At 69.9% G+C, this 15,949-nt stretch carries 27 protein-coding genes; 26 read left to right on the top strand and 1 reads right to left on the bottom strand.

The annotated features are described in order from the left end of the window. Positions 1-156 precede the first annotated feature (156 nt). Positions 157-354: a hypothetical protein gene (locus G9H72_RS02245; RefSeq protein WP_166166731.1), complete on the bottom strand. Its 198-nt coding sequence runs from the start codon at positions 352-354 to the stop codon at positions 157-159. 9 nt (positions 355-363) lie between these two features. Between G9H72_RS02245 and G9H72_RS02240 the strand changes: the two genes are divergently transcribed. From G9H72_RS02240 to rplO, 26 genes are all read left to right on the top strand, one after another. Continuing rightward, a complete protein-coding gene (locus G9H72_RS02240; RefSeq protein WP_166166728.1) occupies positions 364-630 on the top strand; it encodes a hypothetical protein in 267 nt (88 codons plus the stop codon). Positions 631-876: 246 nt separating this feature from the next. Further along, positions 877-1,251, top strand: coding sequence for a 30S ribosomal protein S12 (gene rpsL, locus G9H72_RS02235; RefSeq protein ID WP_088289628.1), 375 nt, complete (start codon positions 877-879; stop codon positions 1,249-1,251). Between the two features lies 1 nt (position 1,252). Next, complete coding sequence (gene rpsG / locus G9H72_RS02230; RefSeq protein WP_166166725.1) at positions 1,253-1,723, top strand: 30S ribosomal protein S7; 471 nt, start codon at positions 1,253-1,255, stop codon at positions 1,721-1,723. A 71-nt stretch (positions 1,724-1,794) separates the two neighbouring features. Continuing rightward, entirely contained in the window at positions 1,795-3,894 is a 2,100-nt protein-coding gene (gene fusA / locus G9H72_RS02225) for an elongation factor G (protein WP_166166722.1), read from the top strand. 115 nt (positions 3,895-4,009) lie between these two features. Further along, complete coding sequence (gene tuf / locus G9H72_RS02220) at positions 4,010-5,203, top strand: elongation factor Tu (protein WP_166166719.1); 1,194 nt, start codon at positions 4,010-4,012, stop codon at positions 5,201-5,203. Positions 5,204-5,764: 561 nt separating this feature from the next. After that, complete coding sequence (gene rpsJ, locus G9H72_RS02215; protein ID WP_066889903.1) at positions 5,765-6,073, top strand: 30S ribosomal protein S10; 309 nt, start codon at positions 5,765-5,767, stop codon at positions 6,071-6,073. A 72-nt stretch (positions 6,074-6,145) separates the two neighbouring features. Continuing rightward, entirely contained in the window at positions 6,146-6,817 is a 672-nt protein-coding gene (gene rplC, locus G9H72_RS02210; RefSeq protein WP_166166716.1) for a 50S ribosomal protein L3, read from the top strand. Next, positions 6,814-7,509: a 50S ribosomal protein L4 gene (rplD, locus tag G9H72_RS02205; protein ID WP_166166713.1), complete on the top strand. Its 696-nt coding sequence runs from the start codon at positions 6,814-6,816 to the stop codon at positions 7,507-7,509. Before rplC ends, rplD begins: the two co-directional genes overlap by 4 nt. A 38-nt stretch (positions 7,510-7,547) precedes the next feature. Further along, positions 7,548-7,844: a 50S ribosomal protein L23 gene (gene rplW / locus G9H72_RS02200; protein WP_166283457.1), complete on the top strand. Its 297-nt coding sequence runs from the start codon at positions 7,548-7,550 to the stop codon at positions 7,842-7,844. Positions 7,845-7,919: 75 nt separating this feature from the next. Next, positions 7,920-8,756 carry a 50S ribosomal protein L2 gene (gene rplB / locus G9H72_RS02195; protein WP_166166710.1) on the top strand — a complete coding sequence of 279 codons (837 nt, stop codon included), beginning with the start codon at positions 7,920-7,922 and terminating at the stop codon, positions 8,754-8,756. Positions 8,757-8,774: 18 nt separating this feature from the next. Further along, positions 8,775-9,056 (top strand): 30S ribosomal protein S19, encoded by a 282-nt coding sequence (rpsS, locus tag G9H72_RS02190; protein WP_166166707.1) that lies wholly within the window; start codon positions 8,775-8,777, stop codon positions 9,054-9,056. Next, positions 9,049-9,447 carry a 50S ribosomal protein L22 gene (gene rplV / locus G9H72_RS02185; protein ID WP_331271897.1) on the top strand — a complete coding sequence of 133 codons (399 nt, stop codon included), beginning with the start codon at positions 9,049-9,051 and terminating at the stop codon, positions 9,445-9,447. The genes rpsS and rplV overlap by 8 nt, the downstream gene beginning before the upstream one ends. Further along, positions 9,447-10,337 (top strand): 30S ribosomal protein S3, encoded by an 891-nt coding sequence (gene rpsC, locus G9H72_RS02180; protein WP_166166704.1) that lies wholly within the window; start codon positions 9,447-9,449, stop codon positions 10,335-10,337. Before rplV ends, rpsC begins: the two co-directional genes overlap by 1 nt. A gap of 5 nt (positions 10,338-10,342) precedes the next feature. Then, the gene (gene rplP / locus G9H72_RS02175; RefSeq protein ID WP_166166701.1) at positions 10,343-10,762 is read left to right on the top strand and encodes a 50S ribosomal protein L16; all 420 of its coding nucleotides are present in this window, start codon (positions 10,343-10,345) and stop codon (positions 10,760-10,762) included. Beyond that, on the top strand, positions 10,762-10,995 hold the full coding sequence (gene rpmC / locus G9H72_RS02170; protein ID WP_166166698.1) for a 50S ribosomal protein L29: 234 nt from the start codon (positions 10,762-10,764) through the stop codon (positions 10,993-10,995). The genes rplP and rpmC overlap by 1 nt, the downstream gene beginning before the upstream one ends. Beyond that, positions 10,992-11,318 (top strand): 30S ribosomal protein S17, encoded by a 327-nt coding sequence (gene rpsQ, locus G9H72_RS02165; RefSeq protein WP_166166695.1) that lies wholly within the window; start codon positions 10,992-10,994, stop codon positions 11,316-11,318. The genes rpmC and rpsQ overlap by 4 nt, the downstream gene beginning before the upstream one ends. Before the next feature lie 9 nt (positions 11,319-11,327). Then, positions 11,328-11,696, top strand: coding sequence for a 50S ribosomal protein L14 (gene rplN / locus G9H72_RS02160; RefSeq protein WP_166166692.1), 369 nt, complete (start codon positions 11,328-11,330; stop codon positions 11,694-11,696). Between the two features lie 10 nt (positions 11,697-11,706). Continuing rightward, positions 11,707-12,030 (top strand): 50S ribosomal protein L24, encoded by a 324-nt coding sequence (rplX, locus tag G9H72_RS02155; RefSeq protein WP_166167720.1) that lies wholly within the window; start codon positions 11,707-11,709, stop codon positions 12,028-12,030. Continuing rightward, the gene (rplE, locus tag G9H72_RS02150; protein ID WP_166166689.1) at positions 12,030-12,599 is read left to right on the top strand and encodes a 50S ribosomal protein L5; all 570 of its coding nucleotides are present in this window, start codon (positions 12,030-12,032) and stop codon (positions 12,597-12,599) included. Before rplX ends, rplE begins: the two co-directional genes overlap by 1 nt. Before the next feature lie 3 nt (positions 12,600-12,602). Next, positions 12,603-12,788: a type Z 30S ribosomal protein S14 gene (locus tag G9H72_RS02145; protein WP_166166686.1), complete on the top strand. Its 186-nt coding sequence runs from the start codon at positions 12,603-12,605 to the stop codon at positions 12,786-12,788. Positions 12,789-12,906: 118 nt separating this feature from the next. Then, on the top strand, positions 12,907-13,305 hold the full coding sequence (gene rpsH / locus G9H72_RS02140; RefSeq protein ID WP_166166683.1) for a 30S ribosomal protein S8: 399 nt from the start codon (positions 12,907-12,909) through the stop codon (positions 13,303-13,305). 12 nt (positions 13,306-13,317) lie between these two features. Next, a complete protein-coding gene (gene rplF / locus G9H72_RS02135) occupies positions 13,318-13,857 on the top strand; it encodes a 50S ribosomal protein L6 (protein WP_166166680.1) in 540 nt (179 codons plus the stop codon). Positions 13,858-13,859: 2 nt separating this feature from the next. Continuing rightward, a complete protein-coding gene (rplR, locus tag G9H72_RS02130) occupies positions 13,860-14,240 on the top strand; it encodes a 50S ribosomal protein L18 (protein ID WP_166166677.1) in 381 nt (126 codons plus the stop codon). Between the two features lie 62 nt (positions 14,241-14,302). Continuing rightward, positions 14,303-14,938, top strand: coding sequence for a 30S ribosomal protein S5 (rpsE, locus tag G9H72_RS02125; protein WP_166166674.1), 636 nt, complete (start codon positions 14,303-14,305; stop codon positions 14,936-14,938). Then, on the top strand, positions 14,938-15,138 hold the full coding sequence (rpmD, locus tag G9H72_RS02120; protein WP_166166671.1) for a 50S ribosomal protein L30: 201 nt from the start codon (positions 14,938-14,940) through the stop codon (positions 15,136-15,138). The genes rpsE and rpmD overlap by 1 nt, the downstream gene beginning before the upstream one ends. An 83-nt stretch (positions 15,139-15,221) precedes the next feature. Next, the gene (gene rplO / locus G9H72_RS02115; RefSeq protein WP_196790711.1) at positions 15,222-15,641 is read left to right on the top strand and encodes a 50S ribosomal protein L15; all 420 of its coding nucleotides are present in this window, start codon (positions 15,222-15,224) and stop codon (positions 15,639-15,641) included. The last annotated feature ends 308 nt before the right edge of the window (positions 15,642-15,949 follow it).

The raw sequence follows: 15,949 nt of genomic DNA, 5'->3' as shown, positions 1-15,949 counted from the left end.
GCGTATGGGCGACCAGGGGCCGGGCGGGATACGCCTCCCGCCCCGCCGTACCCGTACGGCGGGCAGGCCCCGTACGGCGGGCAGGCCCCGTACGGTCGCCAGCCCGTTCCCGGTGGCGGGACGTGGGGCCACCCGGTCCCGGGGGGGAGCCCCCGGCTACGCCGCCCCGCAGCCGGACGGCACCGCCATCGCGGCCCTGGTCTGCGCCATCACCTCGTTCGTCGTCCTCCCCGTCGTGCCCGCCGTCGTGGCGCTCGTGCTGGCCGGGTCGGCGGAGCGCTCGATCCGGTCCTCGGGCGGGACGCGCACGGGGGAGGGGCTCGTGACGGCCGCCCGCATCGTGGCTGGCTGCACCTGGCGCTCATGGCGCTGCTCGCGCTGGGCATCGGGCTGCTGGTCTGGGTGGCGGCCTCGGCCGGGGGTCAGCGAACCGCGGGGTGCGGCCGTGGCGGCTGTGCCGGCTGGTCGGGCTCCGTGGTGGTCGGGTGCTGGTGGTGGTCGGGTGCTGGTGGTGGTCGGGTGCTGGTGGCGGTGCTCGGCGCCGCGATCGGGCTCGTGAAGCGGCCCGGTCTCGGCGTGTCGGGCTTGCGACCTGAGCATCGGAGCCGTCCGGATCCCCACCTCTTTTGACCCCATCGGGGCCCGCTCTGTAATCTGGTTACTCGTGCCTGGGGGAACCCAGGCCTTCGCGTGTGCGCGCGCCAGCGCGACAGGGAAGCTCGCCCGCAGCTCACTGCAGGTGATCTCCTCGCACCGGGCGACACGCCCGACTGCGGGGGCCGCTGAGGAGCGGTCTTCCTACGGGTCAATTCGACGCGAATGGACACGCGCGAGCTCTGCCACGCGAGTACGGGACTGAAGGGAAGACTGAACGCGGTGCCCACGATTCAGCAGCTGGTCCGCAAGGGCCGCCAGGACAAGGTCGGCAAGACCAAGACGCCGGCGCTCAAGGGCTCGCCCCAGCGCCGCGGCGTCTGCACGCGCGTCTACACCACCACGCCGAAGAAGCCGAACTCGGCGCTCCGCAAGGTCGCGCGTGTTCGGCTGACCAGCCAGATCGAGGTCACCGCGTACATCCCCGGCGTCGGCCACAACCTGCAGGAGCACTCGATCGTGCTCGTGCGTGGCGGCCGTGTGAAGGACCTCCCCGGCGTCCGTTACAAGATCATTCGCGGCTCGCTCGACACCCAGGGCGTGAAGAACCGCAAGCAGGCTCGCAGCCGCTACGGCGCGAAGAAGGAGAAGAGCTGACATGCCCCGCAAGGGACCGGCGCCGAAGCGCCCGCTCGTCGTCGACCCGGTCTACGGGTCGCCGCTGGTGACGCAGCTCGTCAACAAGATCCTGCAGAGCGGCAAGAAGTCGATCGCCGAGCAGATCGTCTACGGCGCCCTCGAGGGCACCCGCGAGAAGACCGGCAACGACCCCGTCGTGACGCTGCGTCGCGCGCTCGACAACGTGAAGCCGACCCTCGAGGTCCGCAGCCGCCGTGTGGGTGGCGCGACCTACCAGGTGCCGGTCGAGGTCAAGCCGAACCGCTCCACGACGCTGGCGCTGCGCTGGCTGGTGAGCTACTCGCGCGGCCGTCGTGAGAAGACGATGACCGAGCGGCTCATGAACGAGCTGCTCGACGCGAGCAACGGTCTCGGCGCGAGCGTCAAGCGGCGCGAGGACACGCACAAGATGGCCGAGTCGAACAAGGCCTTCGCCCACTACCGCTGGTAATCCGGAACCCCGGGTTCCCCCCAGCGGGCGCACATACCAGCTTCGAGCCGACGAGGGACGCGTAGACCCACATGGCCACCGACGTAACCACCGACCTCGCCAAGGTCCGCAACATCGGCATCATGGCGCACATCGATGCCGGCAAGACCACCACCACCGAGCGCATCCTCTTCTACACCGGTATCAACTACAAGATCGGTGAGGTCCACGAGGGCGCGGCCACGATGGACTGGATGGAGCAGGAGCAGGAGCGCGGCATCACGATCACGTCGGCCGCGACGACCTGCCAGTGGGACGGCCACACGATCAACATCATCGACACGCCCGGCCACGTCGACTTCACCGTCGAGGTCGAGCGCTCGCTGCGCGTCCTCGACGGCGCCGTGGCGGTCTTCGACGGTGTGGCCGGCGTCGAGCCGCAGTCGGAGACGGTCTGGCGCCAGGCCGACCGCTACAACGTCCCCCGCATCTGCTTCATCAACAAGCTCGACCGCACCGGCGCGGAGTTCCACCGCTGCGTCGACATGATCGTGGACCGGCTCGGCGCGACCCCGCTGGTGCTGCAGATCCCGATCGGTGCCGAGGCTGACTTCAAGGGCGTCGTCGACCTGATCGCGATGAAGGCCCTGGTCTGGAGCGCCGAGGCGGCCAAGGGCGAGATGTACGACACGCTCGACATCCCGGCCACGCACACCGAGGCCGCCCAGGAGTGGCGCGACAAGCTGCTCGAGACCCTGGCCGAGAACGACGACCAGGTCATGGAGCAGTACCTCGAGGGCAACGAGCCCTCCGAGGAGGAGATCATCGCCGCCATCCGGCGCGCGACGATCGCCGGCTCGGTCACCCCGGTGCTCACCGGCTCCGCGTTCAAGAACAAGGGCGTCCAGCCCATGCTCGACGCGGTCGTGCGCTACCTGCCCTCGCCGCTCGACATCGGCGCGGTGGAGGGCCACGCGGTCAACAACGAGGAGGAGGTCGTCACCCGCGAGCCCGCGGACGACGCCCCCCTCTCGGCCCTCGCTTTCAAGATCATGAGCGACCCGCACCTCGGCAAGCTCACCTACATCCGGGTCTACTCCGGGACGCTCACCACGGGGACCCAGGTGCTGAACAGCAGCAAGGGCCACAAGGAGCGCATCGGCAAGATCTACCGGATGCACGCGAACAAGCGTGACGAGATCGACAAGGTCACCGCGGGCCACATCGTGGCCGTCATGGGGCTCAAGAACACCACCACCGGTGACACGCTCTGCGGCCCCGAGGCACCTGTCGTCCTGGAGTCGATGAACTTCCCGGCGCCGGTCATCTCGGTCGCCGTCGAGCCGAAGTCCAAGGGCGACCAGGAGAAGCTCGGCGTCGCTATCCAGCGCCTGGCCGAGGAGGACCCGACCTTCCAGGTCCGCACGGACGAGGAGACGGGCCAGACCATCCTCGCCGGCATGGGCGAGCTGCACCTCGAGGTGCTGGTCGACCGGATGCGCCGCGAGTTCCGCGTCGAGGCGAACATCGGCAAGCCGCAGGTGGCGTACCGCGAGACGATCCGCAAGACCGTCGAGCGCTACGACTACACGCACAAGAAGCAGACCGGTGGCTCCGGGCAGTTCGCCAAGGTCCAGATCGCCCTCGCCCCGACGGGTGGCGGCGACGGCGGCTACGAGTTCGAGAACAAGGTCACCGGTGGCCGCATCCCCCGTGAGTACATCCCCTCGGTGGACGCGGGCGCCCAGGAGGCCATGGAGCTCGGCATCCTCGCCGGCTACCCGATGGTGGACGTCAAGGTGACGCTGCTCGACGGCGCCTACCACGAGGTCGACTCCTCGGAGATGGCGTTCAAGATCGCCGGCTCGATGGCCTTCAAGGAGGCCGCCCGCAAGGCCGACCCGGTCCTGCTCGAGCCGATCATGGCCGTCGAGGTCACCACGCCCGAGGACTACATGGGTGACGTGATCGGCGACCTCAACTCCCGCCGTGGCCAGATCCAGGCCATGGACGAGCGTTCCGGCGCCCGCGTCGTCAAGGCGCTCGTGCCGCTCTCGGAGATGTTCGGCTACGTCGGCGACCTGCGCAGCAAGACGTCGGGGCGCGCCAGCTACTCCATGCAGTTCGACTCCTACGCCGAGGTGCCGCGCAACGTGGCGGAGGAGATCGTCAAGAAGGTTCGCGGCGAGTAGCCAACTGCTCGGCCCGTGACGGCATCTGACACCATCAGTACCCGCAGCAGGCACACAGGCGGCAGGCACCGGCCCTGCACCCGCCCCCGAAACGTTTCCTAGGAGGGACCCACCCGTGGCGAAGGCGAAGTTCGAGCGGACCAAGCCGCACGTCAACATCGGGACGATCGGGCACATCGACCACGGCAAGACGACGCTCACGGCGGCGATCACCAAGGTCCTGCACGACCGCTACCCGGACGTCAACCCCTTCACGCCGTTCGACCAGATCGACAAGGCGCCGGAGGAGCGGCAGCGCGGTATCACCATCTCCATCGCGCACGTCGAGTACCAGACCGAGGCGCGCCACTACGCGCACGTCGACTGCCCCGGTCACGCCGACTACATCAAGAACATGATCACGGGCGCGGCGCAGATGGACGGCGCCATCCTCGTGGTCGCGGCGACCGACGGCCCCATGCCGCAGACGAAGGAGCACGTCCTCCTGGCCCGCCAGGTCGGCGTCCCCTACATCGTCGTGGCGCTCAACAAGGCCGACATGGTCGACGACGAGGAGATCCTCGAGCTCGTCGAGCTCGAGGTCCGTGAGCTCCTCTCCGAGTACGAGTTCCCGGGCGACGACGTCCCCGTCGTGCGCGTCTCGGCGCTCAAGGCGCTCGAGGGCGACGAGGAGTGGGCCGACAAGCTCATGGAGCTGATGAACGCGGTCGACACCGCGATCCCGCAGCCCGAGCGCGAGGTCGACAAGCCGTTCCTCATGCCCGTCGAGGACGTGTTCACGATCACCGGTCGCGGTACGGTCGTCACCGGCCGTATCGAGCGCGGTGTCGTCAAGGTGAACGAGACGGTCGACATCGTCGGCATCCGTCCGGAGAAGACCACCACCACGGTCACCGGCATCGAGATGTTCCGCAAGCTGCTCGACGAGGGCCAGGCCGGTGAGAACGTCGGTCTGCTCCTGCGTGGCATCAAGCGCGAGGACGTCGAGCGCGGCCAGGTCATCATCAAGCCGGGCACGACGACGCCGCACACCGAGTTCGAGGCGCAGGTCTACATCCTGTCCAAGGACGAGGGTGGCCGGCACACGCCGTTCTTCAACAACTACCGTCCGCAGTTCTACTTCCGGACGACCGACGTGACCGGCGTCGTGACCCTCCCCGAGGGCACCGAGATGGTCATGCCGGGCGACAACACCGAGATGTCGGTGCAGCTCATCCACCCCATCGCCATGGAGGAGGGCCTGCGCTTCGCTATCCGCGAGGGCGGCCGTACCGTCGGCGCGGGTCGCGTCACCAAGATCAACAAGTAGCTCCCCCGAGTGGGCCGGCACCAGGCCGTGAGCCTGGTGCCGGCCCACTCGTGTGACCCCCGCCGGCCGATCCGGCGCCGGACGCAGGCGGCTCTGCCCGAACCGCGGCCGGTGACGACTCGGACGACTCGGACGGCCGACGCCGCGCCGCACCGGCGAGGCGCCAGGGGGCGTGTAGCGGTCGGACAGTCGGTCAAGGCCGGTCCGCACGACCGCGATTGGACCCGGGGCCGCCCCGTTTGGCATACTGGGCAAGTTGCCTTGGCGGGTGACGGGTTCGTTGTGTGCGTGCAGCGCCGACGGAGCTGGCACCCGACACCTGGAAGGGCACGGGACTTGCGCGGGGCTCGCCTCGCCAAGGCCCGGTCGGCAGCAGTGGCAGGCGGCGGAGTGCGAGCAGCAGCGCGACACGCCCGACCTCGGGGGTCGGAGCGGCGAGCGCGGCCCGATGCGAGCCGGCCCCCGCAGGCCCGATGCCACAGCTGAACCGGCGAGACCAGATCGGGACGGGCAACAGCCCGGCACGAGCAGCGGTACGAGACGAAGGACGATTCCAACGCCATGGCGGGACAGAAGATCCGCATCCGGCTCAAGGCCTACGACCACGAGGTCATCGACAGCTCGGCGCGCAAGATCGTCGAGACGGTGACCAGGACTGGTGCGCAGGTCGCGGGCCCGGTGCCGCTGCCGACCGAGAAGAACGTCTACTGCGTCATCCGCTCGCCGCACAAGTACAAGGACTCGCGCGAGCACTTCGAGATGCGCACCCACAAGCGGCTCATCGACATTCTCGACCCGACGCCGAAGACCGTCGACTCGCTCATGCGGCTCGACCTCCCGGCCGGCGTCGACATCGAGATCAAGCTCTAGTCCGGCCACGGTTCTCGACTACAGCGGTCGACTGACAGCGGACGACAACGGACGACAGAGGACGAAAGCAGAATGGCAGCGCAGGTACCCAATGTCCGAGGGCTCCTCGGCGAGAAGCTGGGCATGACCCAGGTCTGGGACGACGCCGGCCGGCTCGTGCCGGTCACGGTGGTCCAGGCCGGGCCGTGCGTGGTGACGCAGATCCGCAGCCTCGAGAGCGACGGCTACTCGGCCGTCCAGCTCGGCTACGGCGCGATCGACCCCCGCAAGGTGATCAAGCCGCTCTCCGGCCACTTCGCGAAGGCCGGCACCACTCCGCGCCGCTTCCTCGTCGAGGTCCGGACGGAGGACGCAGCCGAGTTCGCGCCGGGCCAGGAGCTCACCGCGGACGTCTTCGAGGCGGGTCAGAAGGTCGACGTCGTCGGCCGTAGCAAGGGCAAGGGCACCGCTGGTGTCATGAAGCGCCACGGCTTCAAGGGCCTGGGCGCCGGCCACGGCACGCAGCGCAAGCACCGCGCGCCGGGCTCCATCGGCGCCTGCGCGACGCCGGCCCGCGTGTTCCCCGGCCTGAAGATGGCCGGCCGCATGGGCAACGTGCGCACGACGACCCAGGGCCTGGTCGTGCACGCGATCGATGCCGAGAAGGGCCTCATCCTCATCAAGGGCGCCGTTCCCGGCCCGCGCGGCAGCGTGGTGCTCGTCCGCACGGCGTCCAAGACTCCGGCGAAGGCGGCTGGCCGATGACCACGATCGACGTCCGCACCCCGGCCGGCGGTACCGCCGGCACGGTGGAGCTGCCCGCCGAGGTCTTCGACGTGCAGGCGAACATCCCGCTGATCCACCAGGTCGTCGTCGCCCAGCTCGCGGCGGCCCGCCAGGGGACGCACGACACGAAGACCCGCGGCGAGGTCAGCGGTGGCGGCAAGAAGCCGTTCCGCCAGAAGGGCACCGGCCGCGGCCGGCAGGGCTCGACCCGCTCGCCGCAGTGGGTCGGCGGTGGCACGGTCCACGGCCCGACGCCGCGCGACTACTCGCAGCGGACGCCCAAGAAGATGAAGGCCGCCGCCCTGCGCGGTGCCCTCTCCGACCGGGCGCGCCACGGGCGCGTGCACGTGCTGTCCGCGGTCATCGAGGGCGACGCCCCGTCGACCAAGGCCGCGATCGCCGCCCTCGCCGGCATCACCGACCGCCGTCACGTGCTGGTCGTCCTCGAGCGGTCGGACGAGCTGGGCCTGCGCAGCCTGCGCAACGCGCCGCAGGTCCACTGGATCTACGCCGACCAGCTGAACACCTACGACGTGCTCGTCTCCGACGACGTGGTCTTCACGCGGGGCGCCCTCGAGGCGTTCCTCGCCGGCCCGCCCAAGGGCCGCGCCTCCACGGCCGTCGCCCGCGAGAGCGAGCTGTCCCTCGACGAGCAGGGGAGTGCGCAGTGAGCCGCGCGATCAACGGTCCGAGCGCGAGCCGTGCCCTTCTGGCCCGGGACTCCCGGGACGTCCTGCTGGCCCCGCTGGTCAGCGAGAAGAGCTACGGCCTGCTGGACCTGAACCAGTACACGTTCCTCGTCCGGCCGGACGCCAACAAGACCGAGGTCAAGACCGCGGTCGAGAAGGTCTTCGGGGTTCGGGTGCTGAACGTCAACACCATCAACCGCGAGGGCAAGCGCAAGCGCACCCGCTTCGGCTTCGGCCAGCGGGTCTCGACCAAGCGCGCGATCGTGACGCTCGCCGAGGGCGACCGCATCGACATCTTCGGTGGGCCGGTCTCCTGACCTCCGGGTCAGCAGCCCCTCTAACGAGCGAACACAAGACGAGCCGACGAACAGCTGACGAGGACGCGACACCCCATGGGCATCCGCAAGTACAAGCCGACGACGCCGGGCCGGCGCGGCGCGAGCGTTGCCGACTTCGCCGAGATCACGCGCAGTGAGCCGGAGAAGTCGCTGGTCGTGCCGCTGCCGAAGAAGGGCGGCCGCAACAACACCGGCCGCATCACCACTCGGCACCAGGGTGGCGGCCACAAGCGGGCGTACCGGCTCATCGACTGGCGCCGCGACGACAAGGACGGCGTGCCGGCCAAGGTCGCGCACATCGAGTACGACCCGAACCGCACGGCGCGCATCGCGCTGCTGCACTACGTCGACGGCACGAAGCGCTACATCGTGGCGCCGAACCGCCTGTCGCAGGGCGACCAGATCGAGAACGGCCCCGGCGCGGACATCAAGCCCGGCAACAACCTGCCGCTGCGCAACATCCCCGTCGGTACCACCGTCCACTGCATCGAGCTCCGCCCCGGTGGCGGCGCGAAGATCGCCCGCTCGGCCGGCGCGAGCGTGCAGCTCGTGGCCAAGGAAGGCCCGTACGCGCTGCTGCGCATGCCCTCCGGGGAGACGCGCAACGTGGACGTGCGCTGCCGCGCGACGGTCGGGGAGGTCGGCAACGCCGAGCAGTCCTCGATCAACTGGGGCAAGGCCGGCCGCAACCGCTGGCGGGGCAAGCGCCCCACCGTGCGTGGTGTGGCCATGAACCCCGTCGACCACCCGCACGGCGGTGGTGAGGGCAAGACCAGCGGTGGTCGCCACCCGGTCAACCCCAATGGAAAGCCCGAAGGCCGTACCCGCCGGGCCAATCGGCCCAGCGACCGGCTCATCGTCCGCCGTCGCAAGACCGGCAAGAAGCGCTGAGGGAGCAGGTAGCCAGCGATGCCGCGCAGCCTGAAGAAGGGCCCCTTCGTGGACGACCACCTTCTCAAGAAGGTGGACGCCCAGAACGACAAGGGCACGAAGAACGTCATCCGTACCTGGTCCCGGCGCTCGATGGTCGTGCCGGCCATGATCGGCCACACGATCGCGGTGCACGACGGCCGTAAGCACGTCCCGGTGTTCGTCACCGACGCGATGGTCGGGCACAAGCTCGGCGAGTTCGCGCCAACGCGGACCTTCCGTGGCCACGTCAAGGAGGACCGGAGGTCTCGCCGTGGCTGAGAACAAGACCCGCCACCTCGGCGAGAACGAGGCCCTGGCGACGGCGCGCTACGTGCGCATGTCGCCCACCAAGGTCCGCCGCGTCATCGACCTGATCCGTGGCATGGACGCCGAGCAGGCGCTGAACGTGCTGCGGTTCGCCCCGCAGGCCGCGAGCGAGCCGGTCGGCAAGGTCCTCGCGAGCGCCATGGCGAACGCCGAGAACAACAAGCAGCTCGACCGCGCGACGCTCCGCGTGAGCCAGGCATACGCGGACGAGGGCCCGACGTTGAAGAGGTTCAGGCCTCGTGCGCAGGGCCGCGCGTACCGCATCCGCAAGCGCACGAGCCACATCACCGTGGTCGTGGAGTCGGTGCAGCAGCGCGCCGGTGCGAAGGGAGGGGCCCGCTAGTGGGTCAGAAGGTCAACCCGCACGGGTTCCGGCTCGGCATCACCACCGACTTCAAGAGCCGCTGGTACGCCGACAAGCTCTACAAGGACTACGTCAAGGAAGACGTGGCGATCCGCCGGATGATGACGCGTGGCATGGAGCGCGCGGGCATCGCCAAGGTCGAGATCGAGCGCACCCGTGACCGCGTCCGCGTGGACATCCACACGGCCCGGCCGGGCATCGTCATCGGCCGCCGTGGCGCCGAGGCCGACCGCATCCGTGGCGACCTCGAGAAGCTAACCGGCAAGCAGGTCCAGCTGAACATCCTCGAGGTCAAGAACCCCGAGATCGAGGCTCAGCTCGTCGCGCAGGGCGTCGCCGAGCAGCTGTCGAGCCGTGTCTCGTTCCGCCGCGCAATGCGCAAGGCGATGCAGAGCGCGACGAAGGCCGGCGCCAAGGGCATCCGGGTCCAGTGCTCGGGCCGCCTCGGCGGCGCGGAGATGTCCCGCTCGGAGTTCTACCGCGAGGGTCGCGTCCCGCTGCACACGCTGCGCGCGAACATCGACTACGGCTTCTTCGAGGCCCGCACGACGTTCGGCCGCATCGGCGTCAAGGTCTGGATCTACAAGGGCGACGTCACGAGCCTGTCGGCCGAGCGCCAGGCGGCTGCTGCCGCTGCGCGCCAGCCGCGGCGCGACGCCGGCGCCCGCCCGGCCCGTGGCGGCGCCCGTGGCGGCCAGGGCGGTGGCCCGCGTCGCGACGCGCAGGGCGCGGTCTCGGCCGCGGCCGACACGGCGCACAGCGAGGCCGGGCCGCACCAGGCGCAGACCGAGGCTTCGGCCGTCGAGGCGACGATCCGCGAGGCGCAGCAGCAGAACACCGCGCCGGCTGACAACGGACAGGAGGGCTGACCCTCATGCTCATCCCCCGTCGGGTCAAGCACCGCAAGCAGCACCACCCGAGCCGTTCGGGTGCTGCCAAGGGCGGGACGCGAGTGACCTTCGGCGAGTACGGCATCCAGGCGCTCGAGCCGGCGTACGTCACCAACCGCCAGATCGAGTCGGCCCGTATCGCGATCACCCGTCACATCCGTCGTGGCGGCAAGGTCTGGATCAACATCTACCCGGACCGCCCGCTGACCAAGAAGCCTGCCGAGACCCGCATGGGCTCCGGCAAGGGCTCGCCGGAGTGGTGGATCGCGAACGTGAAGCCGGGCCGGGTCATGTTCGAGCTGTCCTACCCCAACGAGAAGACGGCCCGGGAGGCCCTGCTGCGCGCGGCGCACAAGCTCCCCATGAAGTGCCGCATCGTCAAGCGCGAAGAGGGTGTTGGCTGATGGCTCTCGGGACCAAGGCGGCCGAGCTGCGCGAGGTCGAGGACCAGGAGCTCCTCGGCAAGCTGCGCGAGGCCAAGGAGGAGCTGTTCAACCTCCGCTTCCAGGCGGCCACCGGCCAGCTCGACAACCACGGTCGTCTCAAGGCTGTCCGCCGTGAGATCGCCCGTATCTACACGATCCTGCGCGAGCGCGAGCTCGGCATCACGACCGTCGATTCGGAGGGCGCCGCATGAGCGACCAGACCCCTGAGATCGCGCAGGCGGCTCCGGCGTCTGCGCCCGGCGCCGCCGGCGAGAAGACGCAGGGCCGCGGCTACCGCAAGACCCGAGAGGGCCTCGTGGTCAGCGACAAGATGGACAAGACCGTCGTGGTCGCCGTCGAGGACCGCTTCAAGCACCCGCTCTACGGCAAGGTCGTGCGTCGCACGAGCCGGCTCAAGGCTCACGACGAGCGCAACGACGCCGGCGTCGGCGACCGCGTCCTCCTGATGGAGACGCGGCCGCTGTCCGCCTCGAAGCGCTGGCGGATCGTCGAGATCCTCGAGAAGGCCAAGTAAGGACTATCGATGATTCAGCAGGAGTCGCGGCTGCGCGTCGCCGACAACACCGGGGCCAAGGAGCTGCTCTGCATCCGCGTCCTCGGTGGGTCAGGGCGGCGCTACGCCGGCATCGGTGACGTCATCGTCGCCACCGTGAAGGACGCGATCCCCGGCGGGACCGTGAAGAAGGGTGACGTCGTCAAGGCCGTCGTCGTTCGCACCGTCAAGGAGCGGCGCCGCCAGGACGGCTCGTACATCCGCTTCGACGAGAACGCCGCGGTCATCATCAAGGACGGCGGGGACCCGCGCGGCACGCGCATCTTCGGCCCGGTCGGCCGTGAGCTCCGCGAGAAGCGCTTCATGCGCATCATCTCGCTCGCGCCGGAGGTGATCTGAGATGGCTCAGATGCGCATCAAGAAGGGTGACCGCGTCCTCGTGATCGCGGGCAAGGACAAGGGCGCCACCGGGCGGGTCATCGAGGCCTTCCCGAAGGACGACAAGGTCATCGTCGAGGGTGTCAACCGCGTCAAGAAGCACACGAAGGTCGGCCAGACCGCTCGTGGGGCCAAGACCGGCGGCATCGTGACGACCGAGGCCCCCATCCACGTGAGCAACGTGATGCTCGTCGTGGAGAAGGACGGCAAGCGCGTCGGCACCCGGATCGGCTTCCGGGTCGACGAGGACGGCAACAAGGTCCGGGTCGCCAAGCGGACCGGCGAGGACATCTGATGACTGCAGAAGCACCTGAGAAGGTCACCCCGCGGCTCAAGACGCGCTACCGGGCCGAGATCGTCCCGGCGCTGACCGAGCAGTTCTCCTTCGCCAACCCCATGCAGGTCCCGACGGTCGTCAAGGTCGTCGTGAACATGGGCGTCGGCGAGGCGGCTCGAGACTCCAAGCTGATGGACGGGGCGATCCGCGACCTCACCGCGATCACCGGCCAGAAGCCGGCGGTCACGAAGGCCCGCAAGTCCATCGCGCAGTTCAAGCTGCGCGAGGGCCAGGCGATCGGCGCGCACACCACGCTGCGCGGCGACCGCATGTGGGAGTTCCTGGACCGCCTGCTCTCGACGGCGCTGCCGCGCATCCGTGACTTCCGCGGCCTCAACCCGCGCCAGTTCGACGGGTCGGGCAACTACACGTTCGGCCTCACCGAGCAGTCGATGTTCCACGAGATCGACCAGGACCGCATCGACCGCGTGCGTGGCATGGACATCACGGTGGTCACGACCGCCAAGACCGACGACGAGGGCCGCGCGCTCCTGCGCCACCTCGGCTTCCCGTTCAAGGAGTCCTGAGCAGTGGCGAAGAAGGCCCTGATCCACAAGGCCATGTCCAAGCCGAAGTTCGCTGTCCGCGGCTACACCCGCTGCCAGCGCTGCGGGCGGCCGCACTCGGTCTTCCGCAAGTTCGGCCTCTGCCGCATCTGCCTTCGCGAGATGGCGCACCGCGGCGAGCTGCCGGGCGTCACCAAGAGCAGCTGGTAGGCGTGCGCCTGCCGCGACTCACGGCAACCCCGGTTCTCATCTCTTATCGATCGCCGCAGGCCGGCGCCGCCCTCCGGGGCCAGGCGCGCGGAACCGCGGCGGGGAGGAACACCCGGCCATGACGATGACCGACCCCATCGCAGACATGCTCACGCGTCTGCGCAACGGCAACACCGCGTACCACGACGAGGTCCGCATGCCGCACTCCAAGATCAAGGCGGGCATCGCCGAGATCCTGCAGCAGGAGGGCTACATCTCCGGCTGGAAGGTGCAGGAGGCGACCGTGGGCCAGGAGCTCGTGCTCGACCTCAAGTACGGCCCCAACCGTGAGCGCTCGATCGCCGGCCTGCGCCGCGTGAGCAAGCCCGGCCTCCGCGTCTACGCGAAGTCCACCGGCCTGCCCCGCGTGCTCGGGGGCCTCGGCATCGCCATCATCTCGACGTCCTCCGGCCTGTTGACCGACCGGCAGGCCCAGAAGCGCGGCGTGGGCGGGGAAGTCCTCGCCTACGTCTGGTAAGGGGTCCTCAACATGTCGCGCATCGGTCGCCTGCCCGTGCAGGTTCCCAGCGGGGTCGACGTCTCCATCGCCGACTCCACGGTCACCGTCAAGGGCCCCAAGGGCCAGCTGACGCACACGCTCGCCGCGCCCATCACGGTCGCGAAGGCGGACGACGGCAGCCTCCAGTTCGCCCGCCCGGACGACACCCGGGAGAGCAAGTCGCTCCACGGCCTGTCGCGCACGCTGGTGGCCAACATGGTCACCGGCGTCACCGAGGGCTACTCCAAGACGCTCGAGATCGTCGGCGTCGGCTACCGCGTCCAGGCGCGGGGGAGCTCGCTGGAGTTCGCGCTCGGCTTCAGCCACCCGGTGGTCATCGACCCGCCGGACGGCATCACGTTCGCGGTCGAGGCCCCCACCCGGTTCGTGGTGTCGGGCATCGACAAGCAGAAGGTCGGCGAGGTCGCGGCCAAGATCCGCAAGATCCGCAAGCCCGACCCCTACAAGGGCAAGGGCGTGCGGTACCAGGGCGAGGTCGTCCGCCGCAAGGTCGGGAAGGCTGGTAAGTAGTCATGGCACTCGGTATCAAGCGCAAGCGCGTCGAGGCCAAGGGCATCAAGCGGGCGCGGCGTCACCTGCGCGTCCGCAAGCGGGTCTCTGGCACGCCGGTCCGCCCGCGCCTCGTGGTCACCCGGTCCGCCCGGCACATGGTCGTCCAGGTCGTGGACGACACCGTCGGCCGCACGCTGGCCTCGGCCTCCACCATGGAGGCGGAGCTGCGCGGCTCCGACGGTGACAAGACGGCCAAGGCCCGCCGGGTCGGCGAGCTCGTGGCCCAGCGTGCCCAGCAGGCGGGCGTGACGGCGGTCGTCTTCGACCGTGGCGGCAACCAGTACCACGGCCGGGTGGCCGCGGTGGCTGACGCCGCTCGCGAAGCCGGCCTGTCGTTCTGACGCCCGCCGGGCAAGCAGCAGCCTGAACTAGCTCGACCAGAGACGAAGGAAGAGGAAACCCCATGCCTGGACCCCAGCGCCGAGGCGCCGGCGGCGGTGCCGGCGGCGGCACCGGAGGACCCGGCGGCGAGCGCCGTGACCGGCGCGGCCGTGACGACCGGCGCGGGCAGGACGCGGCCGGCGACAAGACCGCGTACGTCGAGCGCGTCGTCGCGATCAACCGTGTCGCGAAGGTCGTGAAGGGTGGTCGGCGCTTCAGCTTCACCGCGCTGGTCGTCGTCGGTGACGGCGACGGCACGGTGGGCGTCGGCTACGGCAAGGCCAAGGAGGTGCCCGCGGCGATCGCCAAGGGCGTCGAGGAGGCCAAGAAGCACTTCTTCAAGGTGCCGCGCATCCAGGGCACCATCCCGCACCCCATCCAGGGGGAGGCGGCGGCCGGTGTGGTCATGCTCAAGCCGGCGAGCGCCGGTACCGGTGTCATCGCCGGTGGCCCGGTGCGCGCCGTCCTGGAGTGCGCCGGCATCCACGACGTGCTGAGCAAGTCGCTCGGCTCCTCGAACGCGATCAACATCGTCCATGCGACGGTTGCCGCGCTCAAGGGGCTCGAGCGTCCCGAGGCCGTCGCGGCGCGCCGTGGCCTGCCGCTCGAGGACGTCGCCCCGGCGGCGCTGCTGCGTGCGCGGGCGGGGGTGGCCTGATGGGTCAGATCCGGGTCACGCAGGTCCGTTCGAAGATCGGCGGCACGCAGGGCCAGCGCGACACCCTGCGCTCGCTCGGCCTCAAGCGCATCCGCCACAGCGTCATCAAGGAGGACCGTCCCGAGATCCGCGGGATGGTCCGCACGGTCGCGCACCTCGTGACCGTCGAGGAGATCTCCGGAGAGGAGGCCCAGTCGTGACCGACGAGACCGTCCACCTCGAGAAGGACGCCCCGGCGAGCACCGCCGCGCGCGTCGGCAAGAGCCCGCTCAAGGTCCACCACCTGCGTCCTGCTCCGGGCGCCAAGAAGGCCAAGCAGCGCGTCGGCCGTGGTGAGGGCTCGAAGGGCAAGACGGCGGGCCGTGGCACCAAGGGCACGAAGGCCCGTTACCAGGTGCCGGCCGCGTTCGAGGGCGGCCAGATGCCGCTGCACATGCGGGTCCCGAAGCTCAAGGGCTTCCGCAACCCGTTCCGGGTCGAGTTCGAGGTCGTCAACCTCGACAAGCTCTCGGCGCTGTACCCGGACGGCGGCGACGTGACGGTGGAGAGCCTCATCGAGCGCGGCGTGGTCAAGCGCGGGCGCCCGGTGAAGGTGCTGGGCAGCGGCGAGGTGTCCGTGGCGCTCAACGTCACCGTCGACGCGTTCTCCGGCGCCGCCCGCGAGAAGATCGCGGCGGCCGGGGGCTCCACGACCGAGCTCTGACCCGCCGGTCGGTCCGCTGTCCCGGCGCTGCGCCGGGGGAGCGGCACCGGCCGCCAGGAACCGAAGAAATGCCGCTCGTGCCCGCCCCGTCTTCGCTGACAGGGCGGGCACGTGCCGTTCGTGCGTTATCGTCGTCCGGCTAGCCTTTCCAGCCGGCACTGCAGCCGCCGTTGCCCTCGATGCCCCTCGGGTGTCACCGAGAGCCGCCGTCGGTGCCTGCGCCCCTCGCGGCTCCACCCGGTGCCGTGACATCGTGGATCCGTTCGACTACCCCGCCCGCACCCGTGGGCGCTTGTGCAGGAGGAACC

Source organism: Motilibacter aurantiacus (assembly GCF_011250645.1).
Taxonomy (GTDB): Bacteria; Actinomycetota; Actinomycetes; order Motilibacterales; family Motilibacteraceae; genus Motilibacter_A; species Motilibacter_A aurantiacus.
Note: the sequence above shows the minus strand (reverse complement) of the source record. Positions and strands in the feature narration are given on the sequence as shown.